The 17,175-nt window shown below is 58.9% G+C and carries 16 protein-coding genes; 4 read left to right on the forward strand and 12 right to left on the reverse strand.

Going from position 1 to position 17,175, the window contains the following annotated elements; genetic code table 11:
* Positions 1–117: 117 nt before the first annotated feature.
* Positions 118–828, reverse strand: a complete 711-nt coding sequence (locus ACTG2S_RS19070) for a tRNA1(Val) (adenine(37)-N6)-methyltransferase (protein ID WP_274161121.1) — start codon at positions 826–828, stop codon at positions 118–120.
* Between the two features lie 119 nt (positions 829–947).
* Here ACTG2S_RS19070 and srmB point away from each other — a divergent pair, with 119 nt between their 5' ends.
* Positions 948–2,171 (forward strand): ATP-dependent RNA helicase SrmB, encoded by a 1,224-nt coding sequence (srmB, locus tag ACTG2S_RS19075; protein WP_005335816.1) that lies wholly within the window; start codon positions 948–950, stop codon positions 2,169–2,171.
* A 72-nt stretch (positions 2,172–2,243) separates the two neighbouring features.
* Here the strand turns inward: srmB and ACTG2S_RS19080 are convergent, their stop codons facing one another.
* The 4 genes from ACTG2S_RS19080 to rnr are packed head-to-tail and all read right to left on the reverse strand — an operon-like array spanning position 2,244 to position 6,470.
* Complete coding sequence (locus ACTG2S_RS19080; RefSeq protein WP_201946733.1) at positions 2,244–2,699, reverse strand: GNAT family N-acetyltransferase; 456 nt, start codon at positions 2,697–2,699, stop codon at positions 2,244–2,246.
* A gap of 56 nt (positions 2,700–2,755) precedes the next feature.
* A complete protein-coding gene (locus tag ACTG2S_RS19085) occupies positions 2,756–3,328 on the reverse strand; it encodes a Crp/Fnr family transcriptional regulator (RefSeq protein ID WP_201946734.1) in 573 nt (190 codons plus the stop codon).
* 2 nt (positions 3,329–3,330) lie between these two features.
* Positions 3,331–4,080: a 23S rRNA (guanosine(2251)-2'-O)-methyltransferase RlmB gene (rlmB, locus tag ACTG2S_RS19090; protein ID WP_069530024.1), complete on the reverse strand. Its 750-nt coding sequence runs from the start codon at positions 4,078–4,080 to the stop codon at positions 3,331–3,333.
* Positions 4,077–6,470 (reverse strand): ribonuclease R, encoded by a 2,394-nt coding sequence (gene rnr, locus ACTG2S_RS19095; RefSeq protein WP_274161120.1) that lies wholly within the window; start codon positions 6,468–6,470, stop codon positions 4,077–4,079. Before rnr ends, rlmB begins: the two co-directional genes overlap by 4 nt.
* 134 nt (positions 6,471–6,604) lie before the next feature.
* Between rnr and ACTG2S_RS19100 the strand changes: the two genes are divergently transcribed.
* Positions 6,605–7,627: a GGDEF domain-containing protein gene (locus tag ACTG2S_RS19100; protein WP_019445736.1), complete on the forward strand. Its 1,023-nt coding sequence runs from the start codon at positions 6,605–6,607 to the stop codon at positions 7,625–7,627.
* Positions 7,628–7,758: 131 nt separating this feature from the next.
* On the opposite strand, the gene ompA is transcribed toward ACTG2S_RS19100, so the two are convergent.
* Positions 7,759–8,793 carry a porin OmpA gene (gene ompA, locus ACTG2S_RS19105; RefSeq protein WP_139437008.1) on the reverse strand — a complete coding sequence of 345 codons (1,035 nt, stop codon included), beginning with the start codon at positions 8,791–8,793 and terminating at the stop codon, positions 7,759–7,761.
* Between the two features lie 265 nt (positions 8,794–9,058).
* Positions 9,059–10,096: an SGNH/GDSL hydrolase family protein gene (locus tag ACTG2S_RS19110; RefSeq protein WP_274161119.1), complete on the reverse strand. Its 1,038-nt coding sequence runs from the start codon at positions 10,094–10,096 to the stop codon at positions 9,059–9,061.
* Between the two features lie 254 nt (positions 10,097–10,350).
* On the opposite strand from ACTG2S_RS19110, the gene ACTG2S_RS19115 reads away from it, so the two are divergent.
* Positions 10,351–10,737 carry a YgiW/YdeI family stress tolerance OB fold protein gene (locus ACTG2S_RS19115; protein WP_005335826.1) on the forward strand — a complete coding sequence of 129 codons (387 nt, stop codon included), beginning with the start codon at positions 10,351–10,353 and terminating at the stop codon, positions 10,735–10,737.
* Between the two features lie 85 nt (positions 10,738–10,822).
* On the opposite strand, the gene mltC is transcribed toward ACTG2S_RS19115, so the two are convergent.
* The 3 genes from mltC to mutY all read right to left on the reverse strand — a co-directional run bounded on the left by mltC (position 10,823) and on the right by mutY (position 13,377).
* Positions 10,823–11,926 carry a membrane-bound lytic murein transglycosylase MltC gene (mltC, locus tag ACTG2S_RS19120; RefSeq protein WP_005354839.1) on the reverse strand — a complete coding sequence of 368 codons (1,104 nt, stop codon included), beginning with the start codon at positions 11,924–11,926 and terminating at the stop codon, positions 10,823–10,825.
* Between the two features lie 117 nt (positions 11,927–12,043).
* Positions 12,044–12,316: an oxidative damage protection protein gene (locus ACTG2S_RS19125; protein ID WP_005335828.1), complete on the reverse strand. Its 273-nt coding sequence runs from the start codon at positions 12,314–12,316 to the stop codon at positions 12,044–12,046.
* 8 nt (positions 12,317–12,324) lie between these two features.
* Positions 12,325–13,377 (reverse strand): A/G-specific adenine glycosylase, encoded by a 1,053-nt coding sequence (mutY, locus tag ACTG2S_RS19130; protein ID WP_204480962.1) that lies wholly within the window; start codon positions 13,375–13,377, stop codon positions 12,325–12,327.
* A gap of 237 nt (positions 13,378–13,614) precedes the next feature.
* On the opposite strand from mutY, the gene ACTG2S_RS19135 reads away from it, so the two are divergent.
* A complete protein-coding gene (locus tag ACTG2S_RS19135) occupies positions 13,615–14,853 on the forward strand; it encodes a multifunctional CCA addition/repair protein (RefSeq protein WP_088868443.1) in 1,239 nt (412 codons plus the stop codon).
* 118 nt (positions 14,854–14,971) lie between these two features.
* Here the strand turns inward: ACTG2S_RS19135 and ACTG2S_RS19140 are convergent, their stop codons facing one another.
* Both ACTG2S_RS19140 and ACTG2S_RS19145 read right to left on the reverse strand, forming a co-directional pair.
* Positions 14,972–16,570, reverse strand: coding sequence for a BCCT family transporter (locus ACTG2S_RS19140; protein WP_005335834.1), 1,599 nt, complete (start codon positions 16,568–16,570; stop codon positions 14,972–14,974).
* A gap of 9 nt (positions 16,571–16,579) precedes the next feature.
* Entirely contained in the window at positions 16,580–17,107 is a 528-nt protein-coding gene (locus ACTG2S_RS19145) for a hypothetical protein (protein ID WP_274161130.1), read from the reverse strand.
* Between the last annotated feature and the right edge of the window lie 68 nt (positions 17,108–17,175).

A 17,175-nucleotide genomic window follows, 5' to 3' on the forward strand; every position in this document is an offset into this window, starting at 1 on the left:
GTATAAAAAAAGAGCCCCGCATGTTTTTTCATCGCAACCAGTGGTTTTAGCTGGTCTGGAGCGGGCGCTCGATCTGGAACCAGCATAATGGCGTGAAAAAATAGTTCAAGACGAAATTTACATCTTCAAATAGAAGGGCTTGGTCAGTTGGATATATCTGTCGGAATAGGCCCCATCAGCAGAATGGATCACAATTTCACCCCTCTCACACCTGTTTAATCCTCTGCCAAGTAGCAATAAAACACGATTTGCCTCTTTACCCTGTCTGGTGATAACAGCTGTATAACAAATGCCATGCAGATCATAATTCGCCGAAATGCATAAAATTTCATCGGCCATCGCCGTCGGCAGCACCAGCGCCACCTGCCCGTTCGGGCTCAGCAAACGATCGCAGGCCGCCAGTAATGCGTGGCTGTCGAGGGCGCCGGTATGGCGGGCCAACGCCCGCGCCGGATCGCTAAATGACTGGCCTGCCACGAAATAGGGAGGGTTGGAGACGACAAGATCATAAGGGTCGGCCTGATAATCCTGAATAGCGCTCTCTATGACGGTCACCCGATCGGCCCAGGGAGAAGCAGCCGCATTCTCCCGCGCCTGACTGGCCGCATTAATATCCAGCTCGACCGCATCAAGACGGCAGTCAGATCTGCTGCGCTGGGCCAGCATCAGGGCGATCAGGCCGCTGCCGGTGCCGATATCGAGCACTCGACGCGCCTGTTCGACCGGCGCCCAGGCACCGAGCAAAATGCCATCGGTACCCACCTTCATGGCGCAGCGATCGTGATTGATATGGAACTGTTTGAAGGTAAATCCGCGACTACGTCCCATCTGGCCCCCGTCATCTGCAAAAATGGTGGGCGATTATAGCGGCTAAGACACACTCACCAATAGGAGCCGACGAGATAATCGCCTATAATCTGCCGTTTCCTTAATGACCGAGTATTGCCATGAGCCAGTCCTTTGATGATTTCGACCTGCACCCCGCCCTCAACCGGGCCTTGGCCGAGATGGGATTCACCCGCCCCACCACCATCCAGCAGATGGTGCTGGAGCCAGCCTTGGACGGCCGCGATATTCTGGCATCCGCACCGACCGGTACCGGCAAGACCGCCTCTTTCCTGCTGCCGGCACTCCAGCACCTGCTGGACTTCCCGCGCCGCAAGCCGGGCCCCTGCCGCATGCTGATCCTGACCCCGACCCGTGAGCTGGCGCTGCAGGTGACCGCCCACGCCAAGGCGCTGGCGGCTCACACCAACCTCAGCATCGAGACCATCATCGGCGGCGTCAGCCATGAAGAGCAGCTGCCTGCCCTGACCAAAACCACCGACATCGTGGTGGCCACCCCGGGCCGTCTGCTCGAGTACATCGAGAAAGAGGAGTTCGAGAGCCACGACATCGAAGTGCTGGTGCTGGATGAAGCGGACCGCATGCTGGACATGGGCTTTATCAAGGATGTGAACCGCATCGTGGAAGAGGCGCGCTACCGCAAGCACACCATGCTCTTCTCCGCCACCCTGGAAGGGGCTGGTCTCGAGAAGTTCGCCAACGAGATCCTCAAGGATCCGGTGGAGCTGCACGCCGAACCGCCCCGCAGCGAACGTCGACCCATTACCCAGTGGATCCATCTGGCTGATGACGCCGCCCACAAGCTGGCGCTGCTGACCCATATCCTGAAAGATCCGGAAACCCAGAAAGCCATCATCTTCGTCAAGACTCGCGAGCGTCTGGCGGAGCTCTCCGGCCAGCTGCAGGCGGCAGGTATCTCCTGCGCCTGGATCCGTGGCGAGATGGAGCAGAGCAAGCGTATCGAGTCGATCCGCAAGTTCCACGAAGGGGAAGTGCCCTTCCTGATCGCCACCGACGTCGCCGCCCGCGGCATCGACCTGCCGAACGTCAGCCATGTCATCAACTACGACATGCCCTACGGCGCCGATGTCTACGTCCACCGGATTGGCCGTACCGGCCGCGCTGGCAACCGTGGCTGTGCCATCAGCCTGGTGGAAGCCCACGACATGGCGATGGTCGCCAAGATCGAACGCTACACCGAGGAGCGCCTCAAGCGCCGGGTGATCGACGAGCTGCGCCCGAAACACAAGGAAGCGCGGGTACCGGTGAAGAAGAAAAAGCCGGTCGACAAGAAGAAGTCCGCCAAGAAGAAAAAGAAGAAGTGATCGCCTGGCGATAAAGAGAAGGGCCATCCCGCGGGATCGCCCTTCTGCATTCTGAATCACTCTGACGAGTGGTTATGCCACCACTCTGCGCATCCCCATATGGGGGATATCATCTTCGAGATAGCCTTCCCCTTCCGCCACAAAACCGTGCTGGCCGTAGAAGCCCTGCAGATGGGCCTGAGCACCAAGCCAGATGCTGTGGGTCGGCCAGTGTGCCTCGCACGCTTTGACCGCCTCGCTGATCAGCTGGTGACCGAGACCACCGCCACGCGCCTTGGGTGAAGTTACCACCCGGCCGATGGCGGCACCGCTCTCATCACCTATGCCGGGCGCCATGATCCGCGCATAGGCGGCCAGCAGCTCGCCCTGATAACCGAGCAGGTGCCAGACCCCCTCGCGGCGATCGAGCCCGTCCAGATCCTGAAAGGGGCAGGTCTGCTCCACCACGAACACCTCGGCCCGCAGCGCCAGCAACTCATACAACTCGTCAGTGGTCAGTTCAGACCAGGGTTTCAGGATCCAGTTCATCGGCAACTCCTTATCAGTTCGGCCTGCCAGCATAATCGTGGCGCCAGCGCCCCGCATTAACCTTTGTTAAGTTCTTTCAGCCGTTTGCGAATGCGGCTCAGGCTGATGGGTGTGATACCGAGATAGGCGGCGATCTGGTGGTCAGGCACTCTGGCATCAAGTGCGGGAAAGCTGTCCAGAAAGTGCTGATAGCGTGCCTGCGGGCTGCCGGTCAGCAGCAACTGCTCCTTCTCCTCCTTGATGCGCAGCTGCACCTCCAGCAGGTGCTGATACCAGCGCGGCCAGCCGGGCAGCTGGCGCAGGTCGGCCAGACTGAACAGCTGCAGACTGCAAGACTCCAGCGCCTCCACGCTGTAGCGGGCCGGCTCGCCACTGAGCAGGTGGTGGAAATCGAGAAACTCGTCCCCCTCCCAGTAGAACTCCTTGATGTACTCGCGGCCATCCTCCAGCACCAGCTTGGCCCGCAGCAGCCCCTGCTCCACCCTGACCAGCAGATCCGGGCTGTCGCCGGCGTGCCAGAGGCAGCTTTTCGGGCTGAGGGTCAGCGGGCGGGCAAAAGAGAGGAGGCGCGCGGCCTCCTCTTTATCTGCGACCTGCGCCCAATCGAAGGGGGGTCTGTCAGTCAGCATGATTAACCGCGACGCTGACGCACGGCTTCAAACAGGCAAACGCCGGTTGCCACCGAGACGTTGAGGCTGGATACCGCCCCCGCCATCGGGATGCTCACCAGCTCGTCGCAATGTTCGCGGGTCAGACGGCGCATGCCTTTACCTTCAGCCCCCATCACCAGCGCCATCGGGCCGGTCAGTTTGGCCTGATAGAGGTCGTGATCGGCCTCGCCAGCGGTGCCGACAATCCAGACGCCGCGCTCCTGCAATTCGCGCAGGGTGCGGGCCAGGTTGGTGACCTGAATGAGCGGCACCACTTCGGCCGCGCCACAGGCAACCTTGCGCACGATTGGGGTAAGACCCGTGGCCTTGTCCCGCGGCACGATGACAGCATGAGCCCCGGCAGCATCGGCGCTGCGCAGGCAGGCGCCGAGATTGTGCGGATCGGTCACGCCATCCAGCACCAGCAGGAAGGGCTGGTTCTGTTGTGCCGCCAACTCATCCAGCAGGCTAGCCAGATCGTGCTCGGCGAGCTTCGGCGCCTCTTTCACCCGGGCCATAATGCCCTGGTGATTGTTGCCTTCCGCTTTGTCATCAAGGGTCTTGCGGTTCACGCTCTGCACCTTGAGGCCGAGGGATTCCAGCTCGGTCAGCAGGGGTTGCAGCCGGTCGTCATCGCGCCCCTTGAGGGCCCACACTTCGATAAAGCGCTCGGGTGTGCGCTCCAGCAGCGCGGTGACAGCGTGAATGCCGTAGATCAGTTCAGTACTCATTTAGTGCTCTTGGCCTTATCGCGAGCCTTTTTGCTCGGTCGTCTGTTGCTGGGTTTGGCGCGGCCACCCTTGTCGGATTTGCCGTGATCCTTGCCCTCTTTACGTTTTTCGTGGCGCTGGGCGCTCTTGGCCTTCTCTTTCTTGATCTCGGCCTGCTTGCGCGCCATCTCTTTGGCGTTCTTGCCGGTGGCCTTGAGCGGCTCTTCCACCATCACGAAGTCGATCTTGCGATCATCCAGGTTCACGCCCATCACCTTGACCCGCACCTTGTCGCCCAGACGGTAGCGACGGCGGAAGTTCTCGCCAATCAGCTGCATGTGCAGGGGATCAAACTGGTAGTAGTCGTTGGTGAGGGTGCTGACGTGCACCAGACCATCGATGTGGATCTCCGCCAGACGCACGAAGAAGCCAAAGCCGGTGACGCTGGCGATGACGCCGTCAAACTCGTCACCCACGTGATCCAGCATGTACTCGCACTTGAGCCAGTCGGCCACGTCGCGAGTCGCATCGTCGGCACGGCGCTCGGTCATGGAGCAGTGCTCGCCCATCGGGTCCACTTCTTCCAGCTGGTAGTGATAACCACCGCTCGGGGTCCACTTGTGGCGCAGGTTGCCCTGCTGCTCCTTGGCGGTCTGATACTTGATCGCCCGGTGCAGGATCAGGTCGGGATAGCGACGGATTGGCGAGGTGAAGTGCGCGTAGGACTTCAACGCCAGACCGAAGTGACCGATGTTGTCGGCCTGATAGATGGCCTGACGCATGGAGCGCAGCAGCATGGTGGAGAGCAGCTCCGCATCGGGGCGCCCTTCAAACTTGGCGGCCAGCTCGGCAAAGTCTTTCGGCTCGGGCTCGAGTCCGCCTTTAAGCTCCAGACCCAGTTCGGCCAGGAAATCGCGGAAACCGGTCAGACGCTCTTCGCCCGGACGGTCGTGGACCCGGAACAGGGCAAAGGCTTCGTTCTTCTCGATGTAACGGGCAGCAGCCACGTTCGCCTGGATCATGCACTCTTCGATGATCTTGTGGGCATCGTTGCGCACCAGCGGCACGATGCGGTCGATCTTGCGCTGGGCGTTGAAGATGAAGCGGGTCTCTTCGTTCTCGAACTCCACCGCACCACGCTGGTGGCGGGCATGCTTGAGCGCCTTGTAGAGGTTGTTGAGTTCCTCAATATGGCCCACCAGCGGGTCATACTGCTGGCGCAGCTTGGGATCCCCGTCGAGGATCGCCGCCACCTTGGTGTAGGTCAGACGGGCGTGAGAGTTCATTACCGCTTCGTAGAACTTGTAGCCAGACATACGGCCAGCGGCGGAGATGGTCATCTCGCACACCATGCAGAGACGGTCAACTTGCGGGTTCAGGGAACACAGGCCGTTGGAGAGCACCTCCGGCAGCATGGGCACCACGAACTCGGGGAAGTAGACGGAGTTGCCGCGCTGATACGCTTCGGCATCCAGCGCCGTGCCGGGCTTCACGTAAGCGGAGACGTCTGCAATGGCAACCCACAGACGCCAGCCACCACCGCGTTTGGCTTCACAGAAGACGGCGTCATCGAAGTCGCGGGCATCTTCGCCGTCGATGGTCACCAGCGGCAGGGCGCGCAGGTCGATGCGGCCCTCTTTGGCTTTCTCCGGCACCTGCTCGCCGAGACCGGCAACCTCTTTGGTCACCTCTTCCGGCCAGGTGTGCGGGATACCGTGGGTACGCAGGGCAATTTCGATCTCCATGCCCGGCGCCATGTTCTCGCCCAGCACTTCCAGTACTGTGCCGACGGCATTGATGCGGGAGGTGGCGCGCTGATTGATCCGCACAACCACGACCTGGCTCTGACGAGCCCCTTTGTTTTCCCCTTCCGGGATGATGATGTCCTGGCCGATACGGCTGTCATCCGGCACCACGAAACCAACGCCATTCTCGACGAAGTAACGGCCGACAATATCTGCCTCACGGGACTTGAGCAGGCGCACCAGACGCGCTTCCTGACGACCCTTGCGGTCGATCTCGGTCGGTTGCACCAGCACGTAATCGCCATGCATCAGGCGTTGCATCTCTCGGTTGTTCAGATACAGATCCGGACCACCACCTTCCGGACGCAGAAAACCGAAGCCATCCTTGTGGCCGATTACATAACCTTTGACCAGATTCAGGCGATCCGGCAGGGCATAGCATTGGTTGCGAGTGAATACCAGTTGTCCATCACGCTCCATGGCGCGCAGACGACGACGCAAGGCTTCCAACGGCTCTTCATCTTTCAGCTTGAGGACCTTGGCCAACTCTTCACGGGACATGGGCTTTTCATGGCCCTTGATGAGTTCCAGGATCAACTCGCGACTGGCGATGGGGTTATCGTATTTTTCGGCCTCGCGTTCGAGGAAAGGATCTTTTTGAGACATAAGCAGGCCTTAGGGTAGGTGGTAACGGTGCCATTATATCGGAGGGGGGGGCGAATGGCATCCATCGGCTGCCTTTTGGCCAATCTCTCTGTCATACTATCTTCAGTTCGCTGGCATGATGAGACACAGAACTCATGAGTAAGGATACATTTGCCCAATCCGCCGCCTATCTCAAACAGGCGGTTCCTTTGATGATCAAGTACCAGATCCCCACGACGCCGGACAATTACCACCTGTGGTACAACTATGTCTCGGCCAGCATGCCCGAGCTCAACCAGGCGATCGATCAGGCAGTCAAAATGCAGGGAACCTGCTCGCTCACCACCTGCGAGCGACTCTATCACCAGTATCTGGCCGCTCAGGACGAGAAGCAGATGGAGGCGATGAAACTGAGCCTCGCCGCCATGGCCAACGAGCTCGGCCACTCCATGCAGGACGCCATCTCCGATACCGGCATGTTTCAGGAGATGCTCGACAAGAGTTTTGACAAGCTCAGCCGCATTGATGACGAGGGCTTCAGCCTGGAAGACACCATGGGGATCCTGCGGGAGCTGGTGCGCGAATCACGGGACGTGCGCATGTCCACCATGCACTTTCGCAACCAGCTCAGCAATGCGGAGAAAGAGATCAAGGAGCTGCGGGCGGCGCTCAACGAGACACGCAAACTGGCCAACGAAGATGCCCTCACCAACCTGCTCAACCGCCGCGCCTTCGATCTGGAGCTGGAGGGGTTGATCCGCAGCCAGCACCCCTTCTCGCTGATCCTTGCTGATATCGATCGCTTCAAGAACTTCAACGACGAATATGGGCACCTGCTCGGCGATCAGGTGCTGCGCGCCTTCAGCAAACGGCTGCGCGATGCCTGCAAGGAGGGAGTCACCGCCTATCGGCTGGGTGGGGAGGAGTTCGCCATGCTGGTCCCCCATCGCTCGCTGGCGCTGGCCAGACAGATGGCGGAAAGCATGCGCCGCGCTATCGAGCGGATGTCGATTCTGGATCGCAAATCGGGCCGTCGCATCGACCACATCACAGCCTCGTTTGGCGTGGGTGAGTTCAACGGTCAGGAGAGCGCAGACTGTCTGGTCGAACGTACCGACAAGCTGCTCTACAAGGCCAAGGAGCTGGGGCGCAACCGGGTGATGCCGCTCCCTTCCTGATTTAGTCCCCTGCCCGACCGCAATGCCAATGTAAAAAGCCAGTCAGATCAACTGACTGGCTTTTTGGTCTCTCTTGCTCCGACAGGGGCTGTTCATTCCAGTCCCAGTGGAACGCTGCTCAGTGTGAAGGATTACTCCTGCACCTCGCTAACACCTTCGACTTTCACATCAACACGGCGATCCGGAGCCAGGCAGACGATCAGCTCACGCTTGGACTTGCTGACGCAGCTGTCGCCGGTAACCGGTGAGGATTTACCACGCCCTTCCACATTGATCTTGGCGGCCGGGATCCCTTTACCAACCAGATAGTTGGCAACGGTCTGGGCACGCTGCTCGGAGAGCTTCTGGTTGTAGGCATCGGAACCGATACGGTCGGTGTGCCCAATTACGGTTGCTACGCCATCTTTGGGTCGTGCTTCTTCAATCTGGCTATAGAGGCTATCCAGTGCCTGACTGGCCTCTGGCTTGAGAGTCGCCTTGTTGAAGTCAAACAGCACATCGGAGCTCAGGGTGAACTGCTTCTCAACCATCACAGGTGCAGGAGCAGGTTCCGGAGCCGGGGCGGGCGCCACAGGGGCAACCTGACCAAAGCGATAAACCGCTGCCAGCGAGAGCAGGCCATTATCCATTCTCAAACCGGTATCATCACGACTGCCATACGGGGTGGTGTACTGATACTCCAGGCGAGCTGCCCAGTCGAGGTTGAATGCATACTCGGCACCCAGCGCGCTGACAAAGTTGAACCGGCCATCACCCCCTTTCAGGTCACTGTTAGCGGCCGCATAACCACCGCCGATACGTCCGTACAGGTCGAGGCTATCAGTTACAGGGAAGCCCAGCTTCAATGATAAATGAATAAGTTGGGCCTGAACTTCATCTTGAAACGCTGCGCCCGTGGCTGAGCGGGCATCATATTTGTACTTACCCAGATAATCGTAGCCATATTCGATGCCCAGGTTCTTGTTAAGTTGATAGCCGGCAAATACACCAGCCCCAAGAGCATCATTGGTCTCATTGCCGAGGGTAAAGCTGTTGCTTTCATCAATGCCGTAGAAGTTGGACCAACCCAGTTTGGCACCGCCATACCAGGTGTTGTCTTGACCGGCAGCCTGGGCATTGGCCGCCAGCAAGCCGGTAACCAGCAAGGTAATCAATGATTTTTTCATGTTTGAGCCTCTGCAACTTTATGTAGGAGGAGGTTGATTGATATCACCTCGTCTTATAGGTGCAACCACCCAAAAGCGATCGCAGCATATCAACGTTAGCCTATTTTCAAGTCACTGATATCAATTAACAAAAAACACTCTAACGCAACCACGTTACAAAAACAGCAACAAACGTTTGTTATTTGAACTGAATGTGACGCAAAAAGACGCACAAATGAGGGCAGATAGGAGAAAAAGGCCAGCAACATGCTGGCCCGAAGCGATATCAGTGACGAACAAACTCGTAGTGCTGATCGATAAAGTCAGCAACACGCTGGCTCAGTACCTTGTGCACCGTCCTGGTCGGATGCACCTGATCCCAGAACATATGCTCATCGCAGTTGAAAGTCGCTGCTCGCCCTTTTGCCTGCCCGCTCACCACCGCCTGCGCCAGGATCGGGTTACCGGCAATAGCCACTCTTTCGGAGACGCTCAAAGCCGGGGTCGCAGCCACCTCGGCGGCGCTGCCGGAGAACGGCTTCCACGTATAGCCGCCACCGTAGCAAGCGTGTTCTGTGTCACTCAGCCCGAACTGCTGAGGATCGCGCATCATCTCGTCAAACTGCTTGTCCACTTCGAACAGCTTCACGATGCCAAGGGGAGCCAGCTCTCGAGTGAGGTTCTGCAACTTCTGGTTGTGGTAACTGGCCACATGGCGCACCTTCTCCACCACCTTCATGCTGCGGGCTGACGGGGTCTGCCCCAGATCAGGAATGTTGAACAGCAGGATCTGCTGCGCGCCGTTGAGCACCAACCGGTTGGATGCCAGCCGGATGGTATCGATCACCCGATCCGCATCCCGCTCGGTGTTCCAGCCATAGGCCAGATAGTCGTTGGCACCGACCCAGATCACCACCAGATCATCGGGACGGAACTTGTCCTTTTTCAGGAACTGATCGATCTCGTAATCGAGATTGTTGATCACCTGATATTTGGGATCCCAGGACCAGAAACCGAGCCAGCCATTCAGAGCCCCCAGATGGTTATAGGCCACCGCGGTTGCACCGCCTTCCGCCTCGTTGGCCACGACCAGACCGGGGAAACGCTCGTCACCCAACTGCTCCAGCCACACTGGGCCGTTGCTGAAGCGCCCGTTGAAGTAGGGTGGGCTGGAGGGGAGATACCCTCGCATCTTTTTGTACATCTTGCCGGTGTCGGAGAGGCTGTCACCAAACATCACAACCCGGGAAAAAGGTTGGCGTCCCTCTGCCGCTTGCGCGGTCAATGCCATTAACCCCAATAAACAAACAAGCCATTTTTTCATATTATTATGCTCTTCGATTAAGCAGGTGAGACCTGCGGACTTCTCCTCGAGTGGCGACAGGCATGGGAAGAGTCTGCTGCCACTGACTTCTGGTGAAGGCGACAGATTACAGTTCCAGATGAAATCACACATGTTCCGACACCGATGAAATCGCTTGCGCTCACAAAACAGACAATCACACCAGCCTATTTCTTTCACGCTTGTTTCACGCCCCCCCCGGCACAATGCACTCATACCAACGACAGGAGTATGAAATGAACAAGGCAAGCGCAAGCGTAATCGGACTGTTGACCCTGATGTCTGTCTCCTCTTTTGCCATGGCGGCCTATACCGGTCCGCAAGAGCAGAACAAGGTTTCCGTTGCTCAACTGAAAGATCTGGCCGATGACAGCTGGGCCACCCTGGAAGGTAAACTGGTCAAGCACCTGGGCGGCGAGAACTATCTGTTCCGCGATGCCAGCGGTGAGGTGGAGGTCGAAGTGGATCAGGATGTGTGGCGTGGCACCGAAGTGGGCCCGGATGATCAGATCCGCATCCGTGGTGAAGTGGACCACAGCTGGAACAAGACCGAAGTGGAAGTGAAAACCCTGGAGAAAGTGGGCGCGGCCCCGCAGACCAAGGGCGGCTTTATCGCCAAATAAGGCCACTTCAACGACGAACTGGCCAGACGTTAAAAGGGCGCTTGATATCAAGCGCCCTTTTGTATGGTTAACCCAGCATCACCGCTTAACCGGCCCGACTGGCAAAGGCTCTCTTGAAGCCCTTCTCGGCCTGATTGACCTTGTAGAGGTAACGGCGCGCCTCCTCTTTGGGATGTTGCTCGGTCAACACCTGATAGACCGCCTCGGGGGAGAGCCGGTTGATCCGGCCCGGCGCCGCCTTGCGATCGCTGGAGAAGGTATTGAGTACCCCGCCAGCGCCACCGTTATAGGCGGAGATCACCGCATAGCGACGGGAGCGCGGATCCTGAATATCCGCCAGATAGACGGTCTGCAACAGGTGCAGATAGGCGGTACCGACATCGATGTTGTAGGCCGGGTTGAACAGCTCCTCCCGGGTCGGCTGGCCGTTCTTGCCCTTGACCCGCACATAGACGTCACGACCGGCAGTGGCCGGGATCACCTGCATCAGGCCATAAGCGTTGGCATGGCTCACCGCATAGGGGTTGAAGCTGCTCTCGGTCTTGATCACCGCATAGATCAGGCTCTCCGGCACGCCGTATTTGCGCGACGCTTCCCGGATGATCCCCGCATACTTGTAGCCCCGTCGATCTTCATGGTTGGCCACCATGGGTATATCGACGAAGAAGATGGTGCGAATACCCAGAGTGCGCTTCTTCATCGCCGTGTTGAGCAGGTAATCGGCATAACGCTCGGCGCGCCAGGAGGCTCGGATTGGCTGGCGCTGATTGTCCAGCACCTGACCATAGAGGAAAGGCTCGCCGCCGGTCAGAATTTCCCGGTCGGAGTAAAGATCCACTTCGGCCGGATCGTCCGGGGTCAGCAGGGTCTCGATGATGGCGCGACGCAGGTGAGCACGGGGATCGATGCCCGAGACCGTCTCCACCATGATGTGGCCGCTGGAGAAGTCAATGTGGGCCCGGCTCTTGTACTGATCCGTGTATTTTACGTAGTCAAACTTGCCCGCAAACAGCGCCTCCCGCCCCCATATCTCGTTCACGTTATGGGAGAGCGCGCTGATCATGTGTTCAAAACCGCGGATGTCCTTGCCGTTGACCAGATCGTCATCCTCACTCCCGCTGGGCTTGGGGGAGGATGAGCAGGCAGAGAGAAACAGCAGGGTGCACAGCAGCCAAAAAATTCGGCCCATAGGATCCTCAAACTGGGCAGCAGAGCTGCCCATCATTCATTTGCTGCGACTTCAGGAGCGGTCACGCCAGTGTGGCGCCATTACCGCACCTGTTCACACGTACAACAGCCGGAGAGCTTACTGGGCAGGCGGGGTGTAACCTTCGATCTGCACTTCACCTGCATCAAACAGGTAGCTGACCATCTCTTTTTCCAGCAGTTGGCGATGCTCAAGATTCATCATGTTGAGCTTTTTCTCGTTGATCAGCATCACCTGCTTCTTCTGCCACTCGGCCCAGGCTTCCTTGCTGATGTTGTCAAAAATCCGCTTGCCGAGCTCACCGGGATAGAGTTGGAAATCCAGACCCGGGCCCTCTTTTTTCAGGCGTTGGCAAAATACAGTACGGCTCATGTTGACCTCTATGGTTGTAACTCTGGATAGGCGAGCAGACGGGCCGTGGCGGCCGCCAGCCCCACCTCGGCAGGATGGCGTAAGTTATACCAGAGTCGGTTATCTGCTTCCATGAGCCGCAGCGGCTGCGCCTCATCAATGTCAATCAGCAGCGGCTGAATATCGAGATGGAAGTGGCTGAAGGTATGGCGAAAACCGGCCAGTTCCCGATAACCGTGATGGCTCAGGCCAAGGGACGCCAGCAGACCATCCACCTCCGCCAGCGAGGCCACTTGCGGGAAGCAGTAGAGCCCGCCCCAGATCCCCTGTGGCGGCCGCTTCTCCAGCAGCAGCTCATCACCGTGACGGATCAGCAGCATGATGCCATCGCGGGCCGGAATGCTCTTCTTGGGCTTGCTGTTGGGATAAGCGGTAGGCTTGCCTTGCGACAGCCCCTGGCAATCGGCCCGCACCGGACAGCGATCACAGGCAGGCTTGCTACGGGTGCAGATCGTCGCCCCGATATCCATCATCGCCTGGTTGTAGTGCGCCACACCCAGCTTGGGGGTCAGTCGGATGGCGATCTCCCACAGCTCGTTCTCCACCGGTTTCAGGCCCGGCCAGCCCGGCAAGGCCAGCCAGCGGGTGAGCACCCGCTTCACGTTGCCATCAAGGATGGCGTGGGGCTGACCGAGGGAGAGCGACAACACGGCCCCGGCGGTTGAACGGCCAATCCCCGGCAGCGCCATCACCTCGTCAAAACTCTCGGGAAAGAGACCATGGTGGTGATCGCGGATCTGCTGGGCCGCCTTGTGCAGGTTGCGGGCCCGGGCGTAGTAGCCAAGCCCGGTCCAGTGGTGCAGCACCTCATCGACAGGGGCATCGGCCAGCGCCACCACATCGGGGAAGCGCGCCATAAAACGCTGGTAATAGGGGATGACTGTGGCGACCTGGGTCTGCTGCAGCATGATCTCCGAGACCCAGACCCGGTAAGGGGTCTTCTCCTGCTGCCAGGGCAGGGTTTTGCGGCCATGAAGCTCGTACCACTCCAGAACCCGGCTTGCGAAGGTTGATTGATTCACGTTGTTCTCATGTCGTTGATATAAGGGGAACTCTGCGGTTCCTTCGGCTCATCTGGCCTGCGCGGGCATAAAGTCATCCCGCAGCACAGCGCCAGCTGTCTGGTGCGGCAGCGTAAGGCCTCGTCACGCCCAAGTCAAAGCCGCGCTGACTGGCACCGCGGCCAGGTGGTGGTCAGGCAGCAAAGCGGTAACAAAGACGATATACTCGGCCCCACAATTGATGACGGGAGAGACGGTTTGCAGACTTATCTGGTTGGGGGCGCAGTGCGGGATCGCCTGCTAGGATTGCCGCAGGGCGACAGGGATCATCTGGTGGTCGGCGCCACCGTGGAACAGATGCTGGCGTTGGGTTTTACCCAGGTCGGTCGCGACTTTCCCGTGTTTCTTCACCCCAAAACCCAGCAGGAGTATGCCCTCGCCCGTACCGAACGCAAACAGGGTCAGGGCTACACCGGTTTTGTCTGCCACGCCGCCCCCGATGTGACGCTCGAGCAGGATCTGCTGCGCCGGGATCTCACCATCAACGCCATCGCCGAAGATGAACAGGGAGAGCTCCACGACCCATACGGTGGCATTGAGGATTTGAAAAAACGGCTGCTGCGCCACGTCTCCCCCGCCTTTGCCGAAGATCCGCTGCGCATCTTGCGGGTCGCCCGCTTCGCCGCCCGCTTCCACGCTCAGGGCTTTACCATAGCGCCGGAGACCCTCACCCTGATGAGCGAGATGACGGCCGCTGGCGAGCTGGCCCACCTCACGCCGGAGCGAGTCTGGAAGGAGCTGGAGAAGGTACTGCTGGGGCCGACCCCACAGATCTTTATCGAGGTGCTGCGCCAGTGCGGCGCCCTCAAGGCACTCTTCCCCGAAATCGACGCTCTGTTCGGCGTCCCCGCCCCGGCCAAGTGGCACCCGGAGATCGACACCGGTATCCACACCCTGATGGTGCTGGAGCAGGCGTGCCGGATCTCCCCCGAGCTGACCGTCCGCTTTGCCGCCCTCTGCCACGACCTTGGCAAGGGAGTCACCCCCAAGGAGTTCTGGCCAAGCCATCACGGTCACGGCCAGAAAGGGCTGCCGCTTATTCGCGCTCTGTGCGAGCGGTTCCGGGTTCCCAACGAGTGCCGGGATCTGGCGCTGCTGGTGAGCGATCTGCATACCCACATCCACATCGCCTTTGAGCTCAAACCCGCCACCCTGCTCAAGGTGTTCGACAAGGCTGATGCCTGGCGTCGCCCCGAGCGCTTTGCTCAGTTGCTGGATGCCTGCCGCGCCGACTTCCACGGCCGCACCGGTTTCGAGGAGCGGGTCTACGCCGAGCCGGACTATGTGGCCGAAGCGCTGGCTGCCGCCCAGGCGGTGCCGGTGAAAGAGATAGTGGCGGCCGGTTTCAAAGGGGAAGAGATCAAGGAACAGCTGGCCAAAAAGCGCACTGATGCCATCAGCCGCATCAAGGATGAGTGGACCTTTATCGAAGAGTAACCTCGGCCCCATAACAGACGGCCGCCCTGATGATGAGCTCCGCAAGGAGAGCATCGCCAGGGCGGCCGTTTTGCATCCAGGTTTATATATAAAGGGGCGCTAACCCCTGCTGGTGCTGTTATGCCGGACCAATTCGCTCCATCAGGCTCATATGGGATGAGCCATCGTGACGCTTGAGATTCTGGCGATATTCGAACTGGCGCTGGCTCTCCTGCTTGAGCCCCAGCATCAGCGAATAGCACATCGCCAGCATGATCACCGAGAAGGGCAGCGCCGCTATGATGCTGGCCGCCTGCAAGGCCGCCAGGCCGCCGGAAACCAGCAGGATGGCCGCAACCAGCCCCTGCCCCAGACCCCATACGGCGCGGTGCAGAACCGGCGGCTCCTGATCACCGATGGAGAGCAGAGTCGTGATGACCAGCGTACCCGAGTCACTGGAGGTGATGAAGTAGGTGCAGATGAGCAGGGTCAGCACAGCTTTGGCAATCCAGCCGAAGGTATCCCAGTGCAGCAGCTCGACCGTCTTGTAGAGCGCCAGCGTCACATCCTGATTGACCGCAGCGACCACGCCGCCGCCACCGAACAGCTCCAGATTCATCGCCGTGCCGCCAAACACGGTGAGCCAGAACATGCCGAGCAGCGAGGGTACCAGCAACACACCGAGCACAAACTCGCGGATAGTACGCCCCTTGGAGATGCGGGCGATAAACATGCCGACAAACGGCGCCCAGGCAATCCACCAACCCCAGTAAAACGCCGTCCAGCTCGACTGCCAGGCCGAAGTGCCGTTGGCCTCGGTGTTGGTCCAGAAGCTCAGTTTGACGATGTTCTGCAGGTAATCACCGATGTTCTGTACATAGGCGTTGAGGATATAGGTGGTCGGCCCCAGCACCAAAAAGAGTGCGAGAACGAAGACGCTCAGCCAGATATTGAGCTCGGAAAGGATCTTCACTCCGCGCCCGACCCCGGAAACCGCCGACAGAGTGGCGATCAGGCTGATACCGCCAATCAGCCAGAGCTGGTTGGACTGCGACACCGCCATACCAAACATCTGGTTGAGGCCGGTATTCATCTGGGAGACCCCCAGACCAAGGGAGGTCGCCACCCCGAACACGGTGCCGAACACCGCCAGCACATCGGCCGCATGGCCCCAGAAACCGTAGATTCGCTCGCCAAGGATGGGGTAAAGCACAGAGCGGATCGCCAGCGGCAACTTGCGCCGGTAGCTGAAAAAGGCAAGTGACAGGCCGACGATCACATAGATGGCCCAGGGGTGGAGGCCCCAATGGAAAAAGGTGAGGCGCATGGCGATCTGGGCCGCTTCCGGGGTCATCCCTTCGGTAATGAACGGATTGCCCTGCAGATGGTTCATCGGCTCGGCGATGCTCCAGAACACCAGACCGATACCCATGCCTGCGCTAAAGAGCATGGAGAACCAGGCGAAGTAGCCGAACTCCGGTACCTGGTCGTCGTCACCCAGCCGGATGCTGCCAAAACGGCTGAACATCAGGTAGACAGCGAAGAACAGGAACAGGGCGACCACCAGAATGTAGTACCACTTGAACCCGGCAATAATCTGATCCTTGGCACCGACAAACCAGGCGGCCGCGGTATCGGGAACAAATACGCCAAACAGCAAAAACAGGGTGATCACGGTGAGGGCCGTCATGGCCATGGTCGGGTTGAGGCCTTTCAATAGCCCTTTGCTTGCTCGCATCCAGCCTCCTTAGTCGTTGTTGAAAAAATCTTCGCCCACATGATCACCGGCACCGCCGATGGCGCGATAGACCAGCTTGCCAGCCGCCTGTTCGCGGTGATCCACCAGCGAAACCGAGGGCTGGCCATTCACGGCGTGACGCTTGCCAAGGAAAATGGCCATGGGGACGCCCAGATTGGAGATACCGCTGGTGATCCAGAGGCGATTAAAGTCGTAAGAGCCACCGATGAACTCCAGCTGGGCCAGGCCGGTATCGAGGCCGGTCAGATAAAAGTTCATGGCACTTTCGTCAGGAAAGAGGTGCACCAGCATATAAGCGTAGCGCAATTCATTCACCAACTCCTTTAGGTTGAAAGTACCTGTCTCACTGCAAGAGAGGGGTAACTCACCATCATAGTGGTGTACCTTGAGGTTGTTGGGGTCTTCATCATAGGCAGGCTGATAGCGCACAAAAGCAGAGGTGTCCGGCAGTTCATAGCGCACTCTGACCACACGTAACTCGGCCACCAGAGACTTGATATCCAGCTCGTCATTCATCATTTAGCTCCTCAAATGTCAGGGTGAATTCCGTGAAATGCCCGTCAACCTAACACAAAATTAATTAG

The organism is Aeromonas sp. 82P (assembly GCF_051919365.1).
In the GTDB taxonomy this organism is placed as follows: Bacteria; Pseudomonadota; Gammaproteobacteria; order Enterobacterales; family Aeromonadaceae; genus Aeromonas; species Aeromonas veronii.

What these genes read in the sequence shown, in the direction of transcription:
- rnr (WP_274161120.1), bottom strand. Translation starts at nt 6,470, where the DNA reads ATGTCTCAAAAAGATCCTTTCCTCGAACGCGAGGCCGAAAAATACGAT.
- ACTG2S_RS19080 (WP_201946733.1), bottom strand. Translation starts at nt 2,699, where the DNA reads ATGAACTGGATCCTGAAACCCTGGTCTGAACTGACCACTGACGAGTTG.
- ACTG2S_RS19100 (WP_019445736.1), top strand. Translation starts at nt 6,605, where the DNA reads ATGAGTAAGGATACATTTGCCCAATCCGCCGCCTATCTCAAACAGGCG.
- ACTG2S_RS19110 (WP_274161119.1), bottom strand. Translation starts at nt 10,096, where the DNA reads ATGAAAAAATGGCTTGTTTGTTTATTGGGGTTAATGGCATTGACCGCG.
- ACTG2S_RS19115 (WP_005335826.1), top strand. Translation starts at nt 10,351, where the DNA reads ATGAACAAGGCAAGCGCAAGCGTAATCGGACTGTTGACCCTGATGTCT.
- rlmB (WP_069530024.1), bottom strand. Translation starts at nt 4,080, where the DNA reads ATGAGTACTGAACTGATCTACGGCATTCACGCTGTCACCGCGCTGCTG.
- ACTG2S_RS19125 (WP_005335828.1), bottom strand. Translation starts at nt 12,316, where the DNA reads ATGAGCCGTACTGTATTTTGCCAACGCCTGAAAAAAGAGGGCCCGGGT.
- mltC (WP_005354839.1), bottom strand. Translation starts at nt 11,926, where the DNA reads ATGGGCCGAATTTTTTGGCTGCTGTGCACCCTGCTGTTTCTCTCTGCC.
- ACTG2S_RS19070 (WP_274161121.1), bottom strand. Translation starts at nt 828, where the DNA reads ATGGGACGTAGTCGCGGATTTACCTTCAAACAGTTCCATATCAATCAC.
- ACTG2S_RS19140 (WP_005335834.1), bottom strand. Translation starts at nt 16,570, where the DNA reads ATGCGAGCAAGCAAAGGGCTATTGAAAGGCCTCAACCCGACCATGGCC.
- srmB (WP_005335816.1), top strand. Translation starts at nt 948, where the DNA reads ATGAGCCAGTCCTTTGATGATTTCGACCTGCACCCCGCCCTCAACCGG.
- ACTG2S_RS19145 (WP_274161130.1), bottom strand. Translation starts at nt 17,107, where the DNA reads ATGAATGACGAGCTGGATATCAAGTCTCTGGTGGCCGAGTTACGTGTG.
- ACTG2S_RS19085 (WP_201946734.1), bottom strand. Translation starts at nt 3,328, where the DNA reads ATGCTGACTGACAGACCCCCCTTCGATTGGGCGCAGGTCGCAGATAAA.
- ompA (WP_139437008.1), bottom strand. Translation starts at nt 8,793, where the DNA reads ATGAAAAAATCATTGATTACCTTGCTGGTTACCGGCTTGCTGGCGGCC.